16 protein-coding genes are annotated in these 16,365 nt (G+C 54.5%); 2 read left to right on the forward strand and 14 right to left on the reverse strand.

The window, feature by feature from the left end:
- The first annotated feature begins 28 nt into the window (after positions 1-28).
- Entirely contained in the window at positions 29-1,738 is a 1,710-nt protein-coding gene (locus OR573_16530) for a CapA family protein (protein ID XGA80054.1), read from the forward strand.
- Positions 1,739-1,856: 118 nt separating this feature from the next.
- Here OR573_16530 and glmU read toward each other — a convergent pair whose 3' ends face one another.
- The 3 genes from glmU to OR573_16545 all read right to left on the reverse strand — a co-directional run bounded on the left by glmU (position 1,857) and on the right by OR573_16545 (position 5,207).
- Positions 1,857-3,227 (reverse strand): bifunctional UDP-N-acetylglucosamine diphosphorylase/glucosamine-1-phosphate N-acetyltransferase GlmU, encoded by a 1,371-nt coding sequence (gene glmU / locus OR573_16535; protein ID XGA80055.1) that lies wholly within the window; start codon positions 3,225-3,227, stop codon positions 1,857-1,859.
- Position 3,228: 1 nt separating this feature from the next.
- The gene (locus OR573_16540; GenBank protein ID XGA81781.1) at positions 3,229-4,338 is read right to left on the reverse strand and encodes an FAD:protein FMN transferase; all 1,110 of its coding nucleotides are present in this window, start codon (positions 4,336-4,338) and stop codon (positions 3,229-3,231) included.
- 68 nt (positions 4,339-4,406) lie between these two features.
- Positions 4,407-5,207, reverse strand: coding sequence for an undecaprenyl-diphosphate phosphatase (locus OR573_16545; protein XGA80056.1), 801 nt, complete (start codon positions 5,205-5,207; stop codon positions 4,407-4,409).
- Positions 5,208-5,464: 257 nt separating this feature from the next.
- Between OR573_16545 and OR573_16550 the strand changes: the two genes are divergently transcribed.
- Positions 5,465-6,667 carry a cation diffusion facilitator family transporter gene (locus OR573_16550; protein XGA80057.1) on the forward strand — a complete coding sequence of 401 codons (1,203 nt, stop codon included), beginning with the start codon at positions 5,465-5,467 and terminating at the stop codon, positions 6,665-6,667.
- Here OR573_16550 and mgtE read toward each other — a convergent pair.
- From mgtE to OR573_16605, 11 genes are all read right to left on the reverse strand, one after another.
- On the reverse strand, positions 6,664-8,049 hold the full coding sequence (mgtE, locus tag OR573_16555) for a magnesium transporter (protein XGA80058.1): 1,386 nt from the start codon (positions 8,047-8,049) through the stop codon (positions 6,664-6,666). The two genes, OR573_16550 and mgtE, sit on opposite strands and share 4 nt — an antisense overlap.
- A 110-nt stretch (positions 8,050-8,159) precedes the next feature.
- The gene (locus tag OR573_16560) at positions 8,160-8,588 is read right to left on the reverse strand and encodes a F0F1 ATP synthase subunit epsilon (protein XGA80059.1); all 429 of its coding nucleotides are present in this window, start codon (positions 8,586-8,588) and stop codon (positions 8,160-8,162) included.
- 24 nt (positions 8,589-8,612) lie between these two features.
- The gene (atpD, locus tag OR573_16565) at positions 8,613-9,992 is read right to left on the reverse strand and encodes a F0F1 ATP synthase subunit beta (GenBank protein ID XGA80060.1); all 1,380 of its coding nucleotides are present in this window, start codon (positions 9,990-9,992) and stop codon (positions 8,613-8,615) included.
- Between the two features lie 72 nt (positions 9,993-10,064).
- On the reverse strand, positions 10,065-10,949 hold the full coding sequence (atpG, locus tag OR573_16570; protein ID XGA80061.1) for a F0F1 ATP synthase subunit gamma: 885 nt from the start codon (positions 10,947-10,949) through the stop codon (positions 10,065-10,067).
- Between the two features lie 69 nt (positions 10,950-11,018).
- A complete protein-coding gene (gene atpA, locus OR573_16575) occupies positions 11,019-12,563 on the reverse strand; it encodes a F0F1 ATP synthase subunit alpha (protein XGA80062.1) in 1,545 nt (514 codons plus the stop codon).
- Positions 12,564-12,579: 16 nt separating this feature from the next.
- Positions 12,580-13,116 carry a F0F1 ATP synthase subunit delta gene (locus tag OR573_16580; GenBank protein XGA80063.1) on the reverse strand — a complete coding sequence of 179 codons (537 nt, stop codon included), beginning with the start codon at positions 13,114-13,116 and terminating at the stop codon, positions 12,580-12,582.
- A gap of 11 nt (positions 13,117-13,127) precedes the next feature.
- On the reverse strand, positions 13,128-13,598 hold the full coding sequence (locus OR573_16585; protein ID XGA80064.1) for a F0F1 ATP synthase subunit B: 471 nt from the start codon (positions 13,596-13,598) through the stop codon (positions 13,128-13,130).
- A gap of 78 nt (positions 13,599-13,676) precedes the next feature.
- Positions 13,677-13,904: a F0F1 ATP synthase subunit C gene (gene atpE / locus OR573_16590; GenBank protein ID XGA80065.1), complete on the reverse strand. Its 228-nt coding sequence runs from the start codon at positions 13,902-13,904 to the stop codon at positions 13,677-13,679.
- A 59-nt stretch (positions 13,905-13,963) separates the two neighbouring features.
- Entirely contained in the window at positions 13,964-14,791 is an 828-nt protein-coding gene (atpB, locus tag OR573_16595; protein XGA80066.1) for a F0F1 ATP synthase subunit A, read from the reverse strand.
- 12 nt (positions 14,792-14,803) lie between these two features.
- Complete coding sequence (locus tag OR573_16600) at positions 14,804-15,211, reverse strand: ATP synthase subunit I (protein ID XGA80067.1); 408 nt, start codon at positions 15,209-15,211, stop codon at positions 14,804-14,806.
- A gap of 200 nt (positions 15,212-15,411) precedes the next feature.
- Positions 15,412-16,350 carry a ParB/RepB/Spo0J family partition protein gene (locus tag OR573_16605; GenBank protein XGA80068.1) on the reverse strand — a complete coding sequence of 313 codons (939 nt, stop codon included), beginning with the start codon at positions 16,348-16,350 and terminating at the stop codon, positions 15,412-15,414.
- Between the last annotated feature and the right edge of the window lie 15 nt (positions 16,351-16,365).

Genomic DNA, 16,365 nt, shown 5'->3' on the forward strand with positions numbered 1-16,365 from the left:
ACAAACTTTTAACCAAAAGGACTCTATAGTGGACTTTAAAAAAATATATGATTTTTATAAAAAAAACAAAGCAGATGTCGATAATATATTACTGCAATTTAAGAATTATATTGAGCAGAATAAAGAACTAGTAACGACAACACTGCAAAATGTAGCAAGTGGCGAACTGGAGATAATCGAAACCATCAGCCCTGAGGAAGAGAAACACTTTCGAGCGCTGTGCGGCTGGATTGTCGCAAGGGGGCCCACTCAGGCCTTGGCGATACTGCAGCTAGTGCAGACTCATCCTGCCATTTTAGACAGTCGTCTTGAGGGTATGGATACTCCTACAATGGATATCGTCAAACGACTTGATATTGTCACTGATATAAATCATTCCATTAAAGACAACCAGTTGAATGGACGAACCTTAACCCGGCTAGCGGTTCTCCTGGCAAGCTATATTTTTTACGACGAATTTCACTCTCCTCAGCCTGAGACCGGTGTGTATAACATTTCAGGCAGCCTCTTCGAAAAGCTCAAATGGCTCTACCGCTACTGGTTCAATCAGCTTGAAGTGGCTGAAAAAGGGTCAGGGCTAGAGAGCTTCTTCGCATCACAGCATCTAACATTCAATGTTACACAGCCGACCATGAGTAGCGGCATCAAAAACAGGCTTTCTGTTTCATGCGCGGGAGATTTGCTGGCCGTCGACGTTCTAATACCAGAAAACACACCACACCTGTTTGATGAAATCACCGATTTCTACAGTACCGCCGACATTGTCAGCGCCAATCTGGAATCGACCGTCGATGAGCGTCAACCAATAGGACGCTCCCAACAGCCTGGTGAACCCGCCAGAATGAATACATCAAAAGCGATGTTCCAGAAGTTCCGTGATGAAGCGAAAATCAACTACTTTAGCACAGCAACCAACCACGCCATGGACTGGGATGTCGGTGGCGTCGATGCAACACTGGACTTAATTGAAAAATCGGGAGCCTACTATTCCGGCACCACGAAAAGCAGCGCTAAAAAAGGGGAGGAGCGCGACGAATTCACTATTATTGAAAAAAATGGCATCAAGGTTGCCATGCTGGCGTACACCTTCGATCTCAATGGCTACGATACTCCCGCCGACATGCCCTATCTGGTGAATGTCGTTCGCTTTAACGATGCTGATCCAAAGCCCGATTACTCACTTATCAAAAAGCATGTGGCCGCAGCGAAGGCGAAAGGGGCGGAGTGGATCATTGCTTACTGCCACTGGGGCTGGGAGTTCGAGATGTACCCTCATGTGAATATCAGGGAAGCCGCCCATAAAGTAATTGACTGCGGCGTTGATACGATTCTTGGCAATCATGCCCATGTTAGCCAGCCTGCGGAACTTATCCCACGCGAAGGCCAGCAGGATGCATTGGTGGTCTACGCGTTCGGTGACTTCGTCAGTTATCACCCGGAAAGCCGCAACTCAAAGCTTGCTTATATTGTGAAATTCGACATTAACAAGTTTACTCCAACAAACGCGGGCTCTCCACGCATGCTCGCGCTGGCGAACCTTCAGGCCTTACCCATTTATATTGTCAATGAGCATCTTGGTGATAAGCGCTACGATTGCCGTATCGTCAAGTTCGATGACGTTCTAAAAAAACCAGATGGTTACGGCCTGACCGAACTGGAAAAAAGCCAACTGCCGCATTTAAAAGAAAAGGTATGGAAGGATATTCTCTCGCCGCTTTCTGGGCTCAGTACGCGTTAATAGGTAGGCAGATTTAACGGAATAGTGATCAGTATGCTCGCTTATTGCCCTGACGGTCAGACATCTACCCAACCGTCGGGGCATTTTATACTGTTAACTACCCACTTCACTTGCCGGTTTACTGAGCCTTTTTCTCCGGCCTTGGCCAATCCGGTTTCTCAAGCTGACGGCTGCGGGTTACCGCCAGGGCATGATCAGCAACGTCCTTGGCAATGGTGGAACCTGCGCCTACTGTGGCGCCTTTGCCGACCGTTACTGGCGCCACAAGAGCGGTATTTGAACCGATGAAAGCATTGTCATCAATCGTCGTCAGGTGCTTATTGGCACCATCATAATTGCAGGTAATCGTACCTGCGCCTACGTTGACCTCACGCCCCAGACGCGCATCGCCCACATAGCTGAGATGGTTGATCTTGCTGCCTTCGCCCACATCGGCATTCTTGGTTTCCACAAAGTTGCCAACCTTGGCGTTTACCGCCAGACGTGTGCCGGGGCGCAGCCGTGCAAAAGGGCCGACCTGGTTCAGGCCTGCTGCGACGACCGTGTCGATCACGCTATGACTGTCAATCACGCTTTCAGCGCCGATAGTGCTGTTTTTGATCACGCAGTAGGGGCCAATATGCACGCCTTCCCCCAGTTCAACATCGCCTTCAAACACACAGCCAATATCAATAAACACATCATGGCCGCATGTCAGAGTGCCGCGGATATCGATTCTCGCTGGGTCGGCCAGCGCCACGCCCTGCTCCATCAGCTGCTCGGCCAGCTGGCTTTGGTAGGCGCGTTCCAGCCGGGCCATCTGGGCGCGGTTGTTGACGCCTTCCACTTCTACCGGGGTAGCGGGCTGTGCGGTGGTAACGCTGACCCCTTCGTTAGCGGCCATGGCAATCACATCCGTCAGGTAATACTCGCCCTGAGCGTTTTCTGCCGACAGCTGAGGCAGCCAGCGCTTGAGCTGAGCGCTGGTCATCGCCATGATGCCGGTATTGCATTCGTTAATGGTCAGCTGTTCAGCATTGGCGTCTTTCTGCTCAACGATGGCAACGGCTTCACCGGCATCATTACGCACGATGCGCCCGTAACCATGAGGGTTTGTCAGCGTCACTGTGAGTAACCCAAGATGTTGCTCATCCACGTTAGCCAACAGGGCTGCCAGGGTCTCACGACGAATCAGCGGCACGTCGCCATACAGCACCAGTACCTTGCCCTGGCCGAGCTGCTCCAGCGTTTGCGCCACTGCGTGGCCGGTGCCTTTCTGCTCAGCCTGTAGGGCGAAATGCACATCGGTGCCTTCCAGGGCAGCCCGCAGCTGGCCTGCACCATGGCCAATCACCACATGCGTACGGCTGGGATTGAGCGCCTGAGCTCTTTCCAGCACGTGGCTAACCATGGGTTTGCCCGCCAGGGTGTGCAAAACCTTGGGGGTTTGTGAGCGCATGCGGGTGCCTTTACCAGCAGCAAGAATCACAACATCAAGCTCGTCGAGCATCTTATTCCTCCGTTGGGGTGTCGGGTGTCGCCTGCACGACCTCGATAGTCAGTTCATCCAGCAGCGTTTCACCAAAGGTGGCGGCAAAGCCAGGGCTGGCGAGGCTTTTCCATTGTTCGCCATCGCGTACCAGCATCAGGACATCAAGATCATTGGCCTGCGCGATGGCCATCCCTTCCTGTTCACCGGCCACCATCAGCGCCGTCGCCCAGGCATCTGCCCTGGCATTGGAATCATCAAACACGGAAACAGAGGCCAGCCCATGGGTGATGGGGCGGCCAGTGCGAGGGTCAATGGTATGCGAAAAACGCTGGCCGTCCTGCTCGAAATAATTGCGGTAATCGCCCGAGGTGGCAACTGTCATATTGCTGAGTGGCAGCACAAGCTGGGCGGTTTGCGGGCCGTCTTCGGGGACTTCAATGCCAATACGCCAGGGCGTTTCTTCTTCGCGGTCACGATATCCCTGCGCCACCAGATCGCCGCCAAGGTTCACCAGATAGTGCTCAAAGCCCTGTTGATTGAGATAGTCGGCCACCTGATCCGCCGCATAGCCCTTGGCGACGGCGGAAAGATCAACAAACACATCCCGGGTGCGCTGCGCCTGGTTGGCATCAGCATCAAACTCCAGGGCATCAAAGCCAACCGTTTCCAGGCGCGCTTCAAGCGTTTGGTCATCGGGGATCTCTTCAGGCTGTGCTTCAGGGCCAAAGCTCCACAGATTGACCAGCCCGCCCACCGTCACATCAAAAGCACCCTGGCTGGCCTCGGAGACAGACTGGCTGATCGCCATCACCTCGATGACCTCGGGCGAGAGTAATTGCCATTCTCCCACCGACGCCTGATTGAAACCGACCAGCTCAGAATCATCCCGATAGGTTGACATCGCCTTATCGACGCTGTGCAGTTCAGCCAGAAAGCCTTCTTCAATATCGCTGAGTTCTCCCTGGGTCAGCGGGTCGGCAATACTGATCTGATAAAAGCTACCAAAGATAGAGCCTTCAAAACGTACCGGCGACTCAAGCGGTCGTTCCTCTTCCGAGGAGCAGCCTGCCATCCCCAGCAAACCGGTTAACACCAGGCTGACCCACCCTATCTTTTTCTGACTATTCATCATGCCATTCACCCTTTTCACTGTTGGCTGCCAGCCAGTTACCGTCACAGGTTTTAAAGTACCAACTCTCAAAAATAAAAGATCCACAGCAACCAGGCGCCCAGCAATACTCGATAGATAACAAAGGGCTGCATGCCGATTTTGCGAATAAAAGCCAGAAAGAAGTGAATACACAGATAGGCGCTGATACCGGAAAGCAAGGTGCCCATGATCATGGCGTTCCAGTCCATAGCGTCTGGCTGGCCTGCCAGCTTGATGGTTTCAAGCCCACCGGCCAGCACGATCACCGGGATGGACAACAGAAAAGAAAAGCGTGCCGCTGCTTCGCGGTTCATACCCACCATCAGCGCGGCGGTGATAGTAATACCGGAACGGGAGGTGCCGGGGATCAAGGCCAGCGCCTGGGCAAGGCCAATGATGATGGCGTCCTTTAGGCCTAACTGGTACTCACTGCGCGACCCGCGCTGCTTCCAATCGGCGTAACCCAGCAGCAGGCCAAAGACGATCAGGCTCAGGCTAATAATCAGAGTCGAACGCATGTAACCTTCGATCACATCGTGGAGCACGAAACCAATCGCACACACTGGCAGGGTTGCCAGAGTGACCCACAGCGCCAGCCAGGCATCGCGGTCAACGCCTTTACCACTCAGGGCGTTGAGGCTGCTGTTGATCATCGAAAAGATTTCGTGCCGAAAGTAAATCATCACGGCGCTAAGGCTGCCAAGATGCAGGGCGACATCGAAAGCCAGCCCCTGGTCCTGCCAGGAAGTCAGCACCGGCACCAGGATAAGATGCGCAGAGCTTGAAATAGGGAGAAACTCGGTGAAACCCTGGACGATTGCCAGGACGGTAATCTGTAGCCAATCCATTGAAGCCTTGCCTGTTATCAAAACCCGCGATTATCGTCTAGTTGGAAGCGTCGGATACTGCATCATGACGACGTTTGATTTACCTCATCAGCATCCAACAGTCAGCATAGCGCCCAAGGATACACGGCCTTACCAGGATTGTCCGTTTCCACTTTCAAGAGCCTGAGCATTTCAAACATAAGTATTTCAAACATGAGTATTTAGAAGTGGTGAGTTACAATGTTGGCTCCATCGCCGGACAGCCCACAAGGTGGCGTATGCTTTCCAACCCTGATATCTCACCTCAAGAGCATGACCACCAGAGTCGTGAAGCCAAGCGCGTCACGACCATTGGTGCCTGGCTCGATGCCGTCCTTAGCGCGGTCAAGGTAATGGTGGGCCTGTTAGTCGGTTCGGCAGCCTTGGTGGCCGATGGCATTCACTCTCTTTCTGACCTGATTACTGATGGCTTTGTATTTGCCGCCATTCACTATGGCCGTCAGGGGCCAGACAAAGACCATCACTATGGCCACGGCCGAATAGAAACCCTGACCACTCTGCTGTTGGGCAGCATACTGATTTTTGTGGCGGGGGGTATCGCCTGGTCGAGTATTGACCGCTTGTTCAGTGGCACCCAGATCAATGCGCCAGGGTTAGCTGCTATCGCCATCACCCTTGCCGCCTTGATCAGCAAAGAGTGGATTTTCCGCTACACCATGAAGGTAGCGAAGAGGGTGCAGTCCAAGCTGCTTGAAGCCAACGCCTGGCACTCACGCAGTGATGCGCTTTCTACCGCCGTTGTACTGGTCGCGCTGATCGGTGCCCAGTTCGGGTTGGGCTGGCTGGATGCAGTAGCCGCCATCATCGTCGGTTTGCTGGTCGGCAAGGTGGGCTGGGATCTGTTGTGGGATTCTGCCCGTGAACTGGTGGATACTGCCCTACCCACCGATGCCCAGCAACAGATGCATGAAGTGGCTTGCACCGTGCCCGGCGTTGATAGCGTTCACGATCTGCGCACTCGCCAGTCCGCTGGTTGGGCGATGGTCGACCTGCACGTTGTGGTTGGCCCAAAAGTCAGCGTGTCTGAAGCCCATGAGATCGGCAACGAAGTCAGCCGCCGCCTGCGTCACCAGTTCCCAGCACTCACCGATGTGATCTTCCATATTGACCCGGAAGACGACGCTGGCCAAGGTGACCCCAGCCGTCTGCCAGGGCTGCCTCTGCGCCCTGAAGTGGAAGCCGCGCTAAACGAGCGCTGGTATAAGCACCCGGTCTGGCGCACCTTGACCGACCTGCAGCTGCATTATCTTGATGGCAAGATATCCGTCTCTCTGGTGGTTGGCGGTACCGTTCAGCAGCCGCCACAATGTCTTGCCAGCCAGCTGAAGGCCATGGCCAGCGATATCGAATGGCTGGGCAATGTGGAAATCCTGTTTATCACCCGCGCGGCCAGTAATGCCCCTGCCAATCGTTCAGGCTAGCCAACCGTTGTCAGAATAGCTGAGGCAATACTGAAATAGATCAGCACGCCAGACGCATCAATCAGGGTGGTGACCAAAGGGGCCGATGCAGTAGCCGGGTCTACCTTGAAGCGCTCAAGCACAAAGGGCAGGCACATCCCCATCAGGCTGCCAAACAGCACGATGGTTACCATGCTCAGAGCCACCACTATGGCCACCGCTTCACCTCCCCGCATCACCCCGATCGGCGCAACCGCCAGGGCCATGGTCAACCCCAGTGCCCCGGCCACCAGCAGTTCACGGCCGAGCATCTTACCCCAATCCTTTACGCCAACATCACCGGTTGCCATACCGCGCACCATCAAAGTAGCCGCCTGAGCACCCGCGTTACCTCCTGAACCAATCAGCAGCGGCAGGAAAAACACCAGGGCCACCTGAGCCGCGATAATATCCTCGAAATAGGCGATCCCTGCCCCGGAGAAAAGATTGGCAAACACCAGCAGTACCAGCCAGAACACCCGCTTGCGATACAGGCTCCACAAAGGCACGCGGCTGACGCCGTCTTCAAGCGCCCCGATCGACATCCCCTTATGAAAATCCTCTGTGGCCTCTGACTCTGCCACGTCCATGGCATCATCGTGGGTAACGATACCGACCATGCGGTTGTCTGCATCAATCACCGGTAGCGCCAGGAGGTCATATCGCGCCACGATGCGGGCCACTTCTTCCTGCTCTTCATCCACCCGGGTGCTGATTACTTCCTTGATCATGATATCGTCCACAATCGCCCCAGGGCGAGCCACCATCAGCTGGCGAAGCGACATTGTGCCCATCAGCTGACCATCCCTGGAAAGGATATAAAGCTGGTAGACAGTTTCTGCATCCGGGGCCGTCTGGCGTACCCGCATCAAGGCTTGCGACACCGTCATGCCACTGGCTATGGCCACATAGTCAGAGGTCATGATGGCGCCAGCTGTACCTTCCTCGTAGCTTGCCAGGCGCTTGAGGTCTTCCCGTTCACGGTGAGCCATCCGCCGAAGTAGCGCCTCACGGCGATCTTCACCCAACAGGTTAAACAGATCAGCACGCTCGTCCGAGCCCATTTCCTCAAGCAGAGTGAGCACCTGGCTATCCGGCAGCTCAGCAACGATGGCCAACTGATTATCACCTGCCAGATAACCCAGCACATTGGCAGCACGTTCACTGGAAAGGGTGTCAAGCACGGCAATGGCCGCTGGCAAGGCGTCATCATCTTCAATCATGACGTCCAGCATTTCACCGATATCCGCTGAGCGTATTTCACTCAGACGTTCGGCAATAACGGCTTTATCAAAGGTGTCTTGGTTGAACGCTTCGACAAGCTCATTTTTAAACAACATCAAGGTTTCATCATCCAACGACATAGTAACGCTCCCTCGCAATTGCGTTTTTATGATGATAACAGAGAAACAAAAACGCCCCTCAAACCCTGAGAAGGGCCTGAGGGGCGTTGATAACACACCGCAAGGCGTGACTACCCTTTACCTGCCTTCTTACGCAGTTGCTGGATAGTACGCAATTGGGCAACCGCTTCAGCCAGTTCGGCGGCAGCACGCGTGTAGTCAAGATCAGCAGACTGTTCATTCATGGCGCGCAGTGCGTTCTGACGCGCCTCTTCTGCTGCTGCTTCACTGAGATCCGAAGCACGGGCAGCAGAATCTGCCAGGATAGTGACAACATTTGGCTGCACTTCCATGAAGCCACCGGTCACGAAGAAGTTATCTTCTTTCCCGTCGTCAAAGATGACGCGAATCGGGCCGGGCTGAAGCTCAGTCAGCAGTGGTGCGTGCCCCGGCAAGATGCCGAGGTCACCCATCACACCAGAAGCAATCACCTGCTCAACGGAACCTGAGAAGATGGATGCTTCGGCGCTGACGATATTGCAAGTGAAGCTATTCGCCATAGCGAATCCCCCTAGTCGACGGGATTACTTCTGCATCTCGTTGGCTTTCTCGACGGCTTCATCGATGGTGCCGACCATGTAGAAGGCCTGCTCCGGCAGCTCGTCGTAATCACCGTTCAAGATACCCTGGAAGCCACGAATCGTATCCTTCAGCGACACGTATTTGCCGGGCGAGCCAGTGAATACTTCTGCCACAAAGAACGGCTGCGACAGGAAGCGCTGGATTTTACGCGCGCGGGAAACGGCCAGCTTGTCTTCATCAGACAGCTCGTCCATACCCAGAATCGCGATGATATCCTTGAGTTCCTTGTAACGCTGCAGAACGCCCTGGACACCACGTGCCACGTCATAGTGCTCTTCACCGACAACCAGCGGATCAAGCTGACGTGAGGTGGAATCCAGCGGATCGATAGCCGGATAGATACCCAGCTCAGCGATGGAACGCGCCAGTACCACGGTCGCATCCAGGTGCGAGAAGGTGGTGGCCGGAGACGGGTCAGTCAAGTCATCCGCAGGGACGTAAACGGCCTGAACAGACGTGATAGAGCCTGTCTTGGTCGAGGTGATACGTTCCTGCAAAACACCCATCTCTTCTGCCAGGGTCGGCTGATAGCCTACCGCTGACGGCATACGGCCCAGCAGTGCTGATACCTCGGTACCTGCCAGGGTGTAACGATAGATGTTATCGACGAACAGCAGTACGTCACGACCTTCATCACGGAATTTTTCCGCAATGGTCAGGCCAGTTAGTGCAACGCGCAGACGGTTACCCGGCGGCTCGTTCATCTGGCCATATACCAGCGCTACCTTGTCGATAACGTTGGATTCGGTCATCTCATGATAAAAGTCGTTACCCTCACGGGTACGCTCACCCACACCGGCGAATACTGAGAAACCGCTGTGCTCAGTCGCGATGTTACGGATCAGCTCCATCATGTTAACGGTTTTGCCCACACCGGCGCCGCCAAACAGGCCAACCTTACCACCCTTGGCGAAGGGGCAAACCAGATCGATAACCTTGATACCGGTTTCCAGCAGCTCTTCAGACGCTGCCTGATCCGCATAGCCCGGCGCCTTGCGGTGAATCGGCATACGCTCATCTTCACCGATCTCACCCGCTTCATCAATCGGCTCACCGAGCACGTTCATGATGCGGCCCAGGGTTGCCTGGCCGACAGGTACGGAAATTGCCGCACCCGTGTTGGTGACGTCGATACCACGCTTGAGCCCTTCAGTAGAGCCCATCGCAATGGTACGAACCACACCATCGCCCAGCTGCTGCTGGACTTCCAAAACCGTCTCGGATCCCGAAACGTTCAGCGCGTCGTAGACCTTGGGCACTGAGTCCCGCGGAAACTCTACGTCAATCACCGCGCCGATGATTTGTACGATACGTCCGCTCATCTTGGTTCCTCTCAAAAACCTGCAAATGAAACCTTTTGCTGGAAGCGCCCATGCCAGGCTGCTTCCAAGGCGTTATACGGCAGCGGCGCCGCCGACGATTTCAGAAATTTCCTGGGTAATGGCGGCCTGACGGGCCTTGTTGTAAACCATTTCCAGATCGTCGATCAGGTCGCCCGCGTTGTCAGTGGCGCTCTTCATGGCAATCATACGTGCCGCCTGCTCACAGGCACCGTTTTCCACAACCGCCTGATAAACCTGTGATTCAATAAAACGAACCAGCAGATTGTCGAGTAACGCCTTTGCATCTGGTTCATACAGGTAGTCCCAGCTTCCGGGACGGGCGTTTTCGTCGTCCTGCTCGTCAGCACCGATATCGGTGGAAAGCGGAAGAAGCTGACGCGTTACCGGCTTTTGCGTCATGGTGTTAACAAATTCGTTATACACCACATACAAGCGGTCAAGGCGCCCTTCATCGTATGCTTCGAGCATGACCGTGACGCTACCAATCAGATCCTCGACCGTGGGCGATTCACCCAGGCCGCTCTTGGCGGCCACCAGCGTACCGCCGTACTTGTTAAAGAAACTGCCGGCCTTGCTGCCCAGCGCGCAGAATTCGATCTCTGCCCCCTGGTCGCGCCATTTTGCAGCGTCTCTCAGTACGGATTTGAACAGGTTAACGTTCAAACCGCCGCAGAGGCCGCGATCCGTGGAGACCACGATGTAACCAACGCGCTTCACTTCGTCACGCTCGACCATGTAGTCGTGCTTGTACTCAGGATTGGCATCGGCAATGTGGGCTACCACGTTGCGGATCTGCTTGGCGTAAGGCTGGCTAGCCTTCATCAGATCTTGTGCTTTACGCATTTTAGACGCAGCCACCATTTCCATGGCGCTGGTGATCTTTTGCGTATTTTTAATGCTCCCGATCTGGGTGCGTATCTCTTTTGCAGCTGCCATAGCGATCTACCCTTCGTTCGTGGCTCTCAGAAAAGGAGGCTGGCCCACCCAAGGGATGAGCCAAACGCTTTACCAGGTCTGAGTCGCTTTGAACTGTTCGAGACCCGACTTCAAGCCGCTTTTGATCTCGTCGTTGTAGTCGCCCGACTGGTTGATCTTATCAAGCAGATCAGCATGCTCTGACTTCATGTAGTCATGCAAGGCACGCTCAAAATCGAGCACTTTGCTGACGTCCACGTCGTCCAGATACCCTTCGTTAGCGGCATACAGTGACAATGCCATCTCGGCGACAGACATCGGTGAGTACTGCTTCTGCTTCATCAGCTCGGTAACCCGCTGACCATGCTCAAGCTGCTTGCGCGTGGCTTCGTCAAGGTCAGAAGCGAACTGAGAGAATGCCGCCAGCTCACGGTACTGAGCCAGTGCCAGACGCACACCACCACCCAACTTCTTGATGACTTTGGTTTGTGCTGAACCACCTACGCGAGATACCGAGAGACCTGCGTTAATCGCCGGACGAATACCGGAGTTGAACAGGTTGGTCTCAAGGAAAATCTGACCGTCAGTGATCGAGATCACGTTGGTCGGAACGAAGGCAGAAACGTCGCCACCCTGGGTTTCGATGATCGGCAGCGCGGTCAAGGAACCGGTCTTGCCTTTCACTTCACCGTTGGTGAACTTCTCGACGTAGTCAGCATTAACACGTGCTGCACGCTCAAGCAGACGCGAGTGCAGGTAGAAAACATCACCCGGGTAGGCTTCACGGCCCGGCGGACGACGCAACAGCAGAGATACCTGACGGTAAGCAACGGCCTGCTTGGACAGATCGTCGTAGACGATCAGGGCGTTTTCACCGCGGTCACGGAAGTACTCGCCCATGGTGCAGCCAGAGTAGGCCGCCAGGAACTGCATCGGAGCCGGGTCAGCGGCACCCGCTGCCACGATGATGGTGTGTTCCATGGCGCCATGCTCTTCCAGCTTGCGCACCACGTTGGCAATGGTCGACTGTTTCTGACCGATGGCAACGTAAACACAGGTCACGCCCTTGCCTTTCTGGTTGATGATGGCATCAATGGCAATGGCGGACTTACCGATCTGGCGGTCACCGATGATCAGCTCACGCTGACCACGGCCAATCGGCACCATGGCGTCGATTGACTTGAGACCGGTCTGGATGGGCTCATCAACGGATTGACGGGTGATAACGCCTGGCGCGACTTTTTCAACGGCATCTGTCATCTTGGCGTTGATGTCGCCCTTGCCGTCAATCGGGTTACCCAGCGCGTCGACGACGCGACCAATCAGTTCAGGACCTACCGGCACTTCAAGGATACGACCGGTACACTGGGCGGTCATACCTTCTTCAAGCTGCAGGTAGTCACCCAGCACAACGGCACCTACGGAGTCACGCTCCAGGTTAAGTACCATGCCGAAAATACTGCCGGGGAATTCAATCATTTCACCAAACATGGCGTCTTCGAGGCCGTGAACTTTCACGATACCGTCGGAAACGCCAACAATGGTGCCCTGATTACGGGCTTCAGATGCGACGTCAAGCTTATCAATCCGCTGCTTGATGATGTCGCTGATCTCGGAAGGATTCAGTTGCTGCATGCCATGTCCCTCAGACTCAAGTGGTCAACGCTTCAGAAAGGCGGTTAAGTCGGCCACGTACCGAACCGTCGATAACGGTATCGCCGGCACGCAGAATGACACCACCAATCAGCGATTTATCCACTTGAGTAGTAATGGAGATTTCGCGATTGAGACGTTTTTTAAGCGCGTTTGTCAGCTTGGTTTCTTGCTTGCTGTCGAGCTTAAAGGCTGACGTCACGGTTACGTCGATGCGCTGTTCATGCTCTGCACGCAGTTTTTCGAACTGCTCGGCAATAGCCTTCAGCGCAACGAGCCGATGCTGGCGAGCCAGATTGGTCAGAAAACGCTCAAAGGTTTCGTCTGGCTTATTGGGCAACATGCCCACCAGCAACGATACCTTCTGTTCGTTTTCAAGCTTCGGGCTGCTCAGGAAATAGCGAACGTCTTCGTTCATCACGACCTGGCCCAGAAAGCTCAGGGCTTCTGACCATGCATCCAGCGCGCTGTGATCACGTGCATATTCAAACGCCGCCTTAGCGTAAGGACGAGCGACGGTAAGTAATTCCGCCATGGGTCACCTCCTTACAGTTCAGCAGCAAGCTCATCAAGCAGCTTGCGGTGCGCTTTTTCATCGACGGAGTTTTCCAGCACTCGCTCAGCACCTGCTACCGCGAGATGAGAAACCTGAGCACGCAGTTCATCTTTAGCGCGTTGCACTTCTTGGTCGATCTCAGCACGGGCACCGGTTATCAAACGTTCGCCTTCAGCACGTGCTTGCTCACGGGCTTCTTCAACAATCTGGGCAGAGCGTTTGTTCGCCTGATCCAGAATCTGTGAAGCCTGTTCCTTGCTCTCGCGCAGGGTCTGGGCTGCCTGCTCTTGGGCAAGTTCAAGATCGCGAGAAGCACGGCTTGCCGCGTCCAGACCATCAGCAATTTTCTTCTGGCGCTCATGAAGCGCTGTGCTGATGGGCGGCCACACGTACTTTATGCAAAACCAGACAAAGATCGCAAAGGCGAACGTCTGCCCGATAAGCGTCATGTTGATATTCACAGGGATGTACCTCTGACAGTTTCGTGGCGACCGGAATCAAACAAAACCGAGCGGCTAGCCGCTCGGTGATAGTATCGATTAACCGGCAACAACGAAGATCAGGTACATGGCAATACCAACACCAATCATCGGAACGGCGTCAAGCAGGCCGGCCATAAGGAAGGTCTTGGTTTGCAGCTGATCGCCCATTTCCGGCTGACGCGCGGTAGATTCAATCAGTTTGCCGCCGAGGATAGCGAAACCAATGCCGGTACCCAGAGCGCCCAGGCCGATCATGATCGAAGCGGCAACGTAGATGAGTTCCATGGTAGTACTCCTAATTTTTCAAGTTGAGGTTCAAGGTTGTGGGTTAATGCGTTGCTCGGTTAGTGATGTTCGTGCGCAGAACTTAGGTACACAACGGACAGCACGGTAAAGATGAATGCCTGCAGAGCGATAACAAGAATGTGGAAGATCGCCCATGGCACATCCAACAGCCAGATGGCCCAGAACGGCAGCAGGGCAATCAGGATGAAGATAACTTCCCCGGCGAACATGTTGCCGAAGAGTCGCATAGCCAGACTGAAAGGCTTGACGAGGAGTGCGACAATTTCAAGAAGCAGGTTAAACGGAATCAGTGCCCAGTGGTTAAAAGGCGTCAACGACAGTTCTTTGGCGAATCCACCAATACCTTTGATCTTGAGGCTGTAATAGATAATCAGACAGAAGACACCAAACGCCATACCCAAGGTAGCGTTGGGATCGGTTGTCGGTACGATCTTCATGTAGTCGACCCCAAGGCGGATAAACAGCTCTGGGAAGTAGTCGACCGGGATGATTTTCAAGGTGTTCATCAACAGAATCCAGACGAACAGCGTCAATGCCAGCGGCGCTATAATAGGATTCTTGCCATGGAACGTAGCACGGGTCAGGTTTTCAATAAATTCGATGACCATTTCAACCGCGTTCTGCAAGCCACCAGGCACACCTGTTGTTGCTGTTTTACCCGCTTTGCGGAAAAGCCAGATGAACAGAAGCCCCATAGCAATAGACCACCCCATGGTATCAAGGTGGATTGCCCAGAACCCCATTTCACGGGCTTCTTCTGCAGAATGGGCCAACGACCAGCCGTTTTCCGGGTGCTTGCCAAACGTCAGGTTCTGCAAGTGGTGCTGGATATAGTAAGCCGGTGAGACTTCGTTTCCTGCTGCCATAGAACGGTTACCTCAGTCAGTTGAACGGTGTCTGGGCATCAGCCAAGGGGCTAGCCAATGGGTCAGAACGACCGCTACATAAGCGCTAAAAAAGAAAGCGGGGTTTGAGGGAGGCACTACGATAAACACTGTAATGAACAGAACCACCGTCAAACCGAACTTACCCATTTCTGCCCGTAACAGCCTTTTGGCACTTTGCGAAGCGCGTAGGCGGTGGCTGAGTATACCAGCACGGGCGATAAATATTACATGCGGTATCAGCGCTACCATGATGCCAAGCAGGGATGACACAACCCCCGATTTGCCTGAAGACATCATTGCCAGCAACACGAGAAGCAAGGTGATACCCGACTGTGCAATTGCTAATCGGCGGATGTAGGCCTGACGTCGCTGTACTTCTTTGCGTAACCGCTGCTGCATAATGATTGTGATCCATAATTCAAGGCGCTTATGCTACACATGCGATCTGGTCACAATCTGCACAAATCTTGCGCGATTATAGGGAAGCGCTATCGACCCTTCAACCAAAGCAGGCGCTTTTTATCCGCTTGATAGACAACTTGCGACCAAAGGGGGAAGAATTGTCAACATTACTGACTTTCCCCGCGATAATCCTAATTTTACTGAATATGCTCCAGAATACCGTCAAGCTCTTCCAGGCTGGTGTAGCGAATGGTCAACTTGCCCTTGCCTTTCTGGCCGTGCTGGATCGAAACCGCTGCGCCCAGACGCTCACTCAAACGGGTTTCCAGGCTCGCCACGTCAGGCGATTGGGCCTGACGGCTTTTTGCCCGGGCAGGCTCGCCTTGTGTTTGATACTTTTTGACCAGCGCTTCGGTAGCACGCACCGTCAGGTCATTGTTAACCACTTCATGGGCCAGCTGACGCTGCTGGGCTGCCCCTAAAGAAAGTAGGGCGCGGGCGTGGCCCATATCCAGGTCACCGCGCTCGAGCAGCGTCTGGACTTCCGGATCCAACGCCAGCAAGCGCAGCAGGTTAGCCACCTGAGTCCGGGATTTACCTACCGCGTCTGCAATCTGTTGCTGGGTCAGCTCGAACTCTTCACCCAGACGCTTGAGCGCCATGGCTTCTTCCACGACGTTGAGGTTTTCGCGCTGGATATTTTCGATCAGCGCCAGCGCCAGGGCAGTGTCATCACTGACATCGCGGATAACCGCAGGGATCACATCCAGTTCAGCCAGCTGCGCAGCACGCCAGCGCCGTTCGCCAGCAATGATTTCATAGCGAGCGTCGCCCACCGGGCGGACAACGATGGGTTGCATAACCCCCTGGGCGCGAATTGAGTCGGCCAGTTCTTCCAGCGCTTCCGGCTGAATATCCCGGCGCGGCTGATATTTACCTCGCGTCAGTTGGCCAAGGGGCAAACGTTCCAGGCGTTCGCCATCAACACCGGATGTGTTACCAGTGTCCGCCAGCTCCTGACCTTCCTGCTCAGCCAGGGGCACATTGTCGCTGGGGAGTTCGAGACTGCTACGACGCCGGGCACCAGCGCCAATCAGGGCATCCAGGCCGCGTCCCAACGCACGTTTTTGCGTCATTGCTTTCCCTCGTTA

This window comes from Halomonas sp. CH40, assembly GCA_041875495.1.
In the GTDB taxonomy this organism is placed as follows: domain Bacteria; phylum Pseudomonadota; class Gammaproteobacteria; order Pseudomonadales; family Halomonadaceae; genus Vreelandella.

Bases quoted from the DNA above. Each gene is read 5' to 3' on its own strand.
- glmU (XGA80055.1), bottom strand. From the start codon at position 3,227: ATGCTCGACGAGCTTGATGTTGTGATTCTTGCTGCTGGTAAAGGCACC.
- OR573_16540 (XGA81781.1), bottom strand. From the start codon at position 4,338: ATGAATAGTCAGAAAAAGATAGGGTGGGTCAGCCTGGTGTTAACCGGT.
- OR573_16545 (XGA80056.1), bottom strand. From the start codon at position 5,207: ATGGATTGGCTACAGATTACCGTCCTGGCAATCGTCCAGGGTTTCACC.
- OR573_16550 (XGA80057.1), top strand. From the start codon at position 5,465: ATGCTTTCCAACCCTGATATCTCACCTCAAGAGCATGACCACCAGAGT.
- mgtE (XGA80058.1), bottom strand. From the start codon at position 8,049: ATGTCGTTGGATGATGAAACCTTGATGTTGTTTAAAAATGAGCTTGTC.
- OR573_16560 (XGA80059.1), bottom strand. From the start codon at position 8,588: ATGGCGAATAGCTTCACTTGCAATATCGTCAGCGCCGAAGCATCCATC.
- atpD (XGA80060.1), bottom strand. From the start codon at position 9,992: ATGAGCGGACGTATCGTACAAATCATCGGCGCGGTGATTGACGTAGAG.
- atpG (XGA80061.1), bottom strand. From the start codon at position 10,949: ATGGCAGCTGCAAAAGAGATACGCACCCAGATCGGGAGCATTAAAAAT.
- atpA (XGA80062.1), bottom strand. From the start codon at position 12,563: ATGCAGCAACTGAATCCTTCCGAGATCAGCGACATCATCAAGCAGCGG.
- OR573_16580 (XGA80063.1), bottom strand. From the start codon at position 13,116: ATGGCGGAATTACTTACCGTCGCTCGTCCTTACGCTAAGGCGGCGTTT.
- atpE (XGA80065.1), bottom strand. From the start codon at position 13,904: ATGGAACTCATCTACGTTGCCGCTTCGATCATGATCGGCCTGGGCGCT.
- atpB (XGA80066.1), bottom strand. From the start codon at position 14,791: ATGGCAGCAGGAAACGAAGTCTCACCGGCTTACTATATCCAGCACCAC.
- OR573_16600 (XGA80067.1), bottom strand. From the start codon at position 15,211: ATGCAGCAGCGGTTACGCAAAGAAGTACAGCGACGTCAGGCCTACATC.
- OR573_16605 (XGA80068.1), bottom strand. From the start codon at position 16,350: ATGACGCAAAAACGTGCGTTGGGACGCGGCCTGGATGCCCTGATTGGC.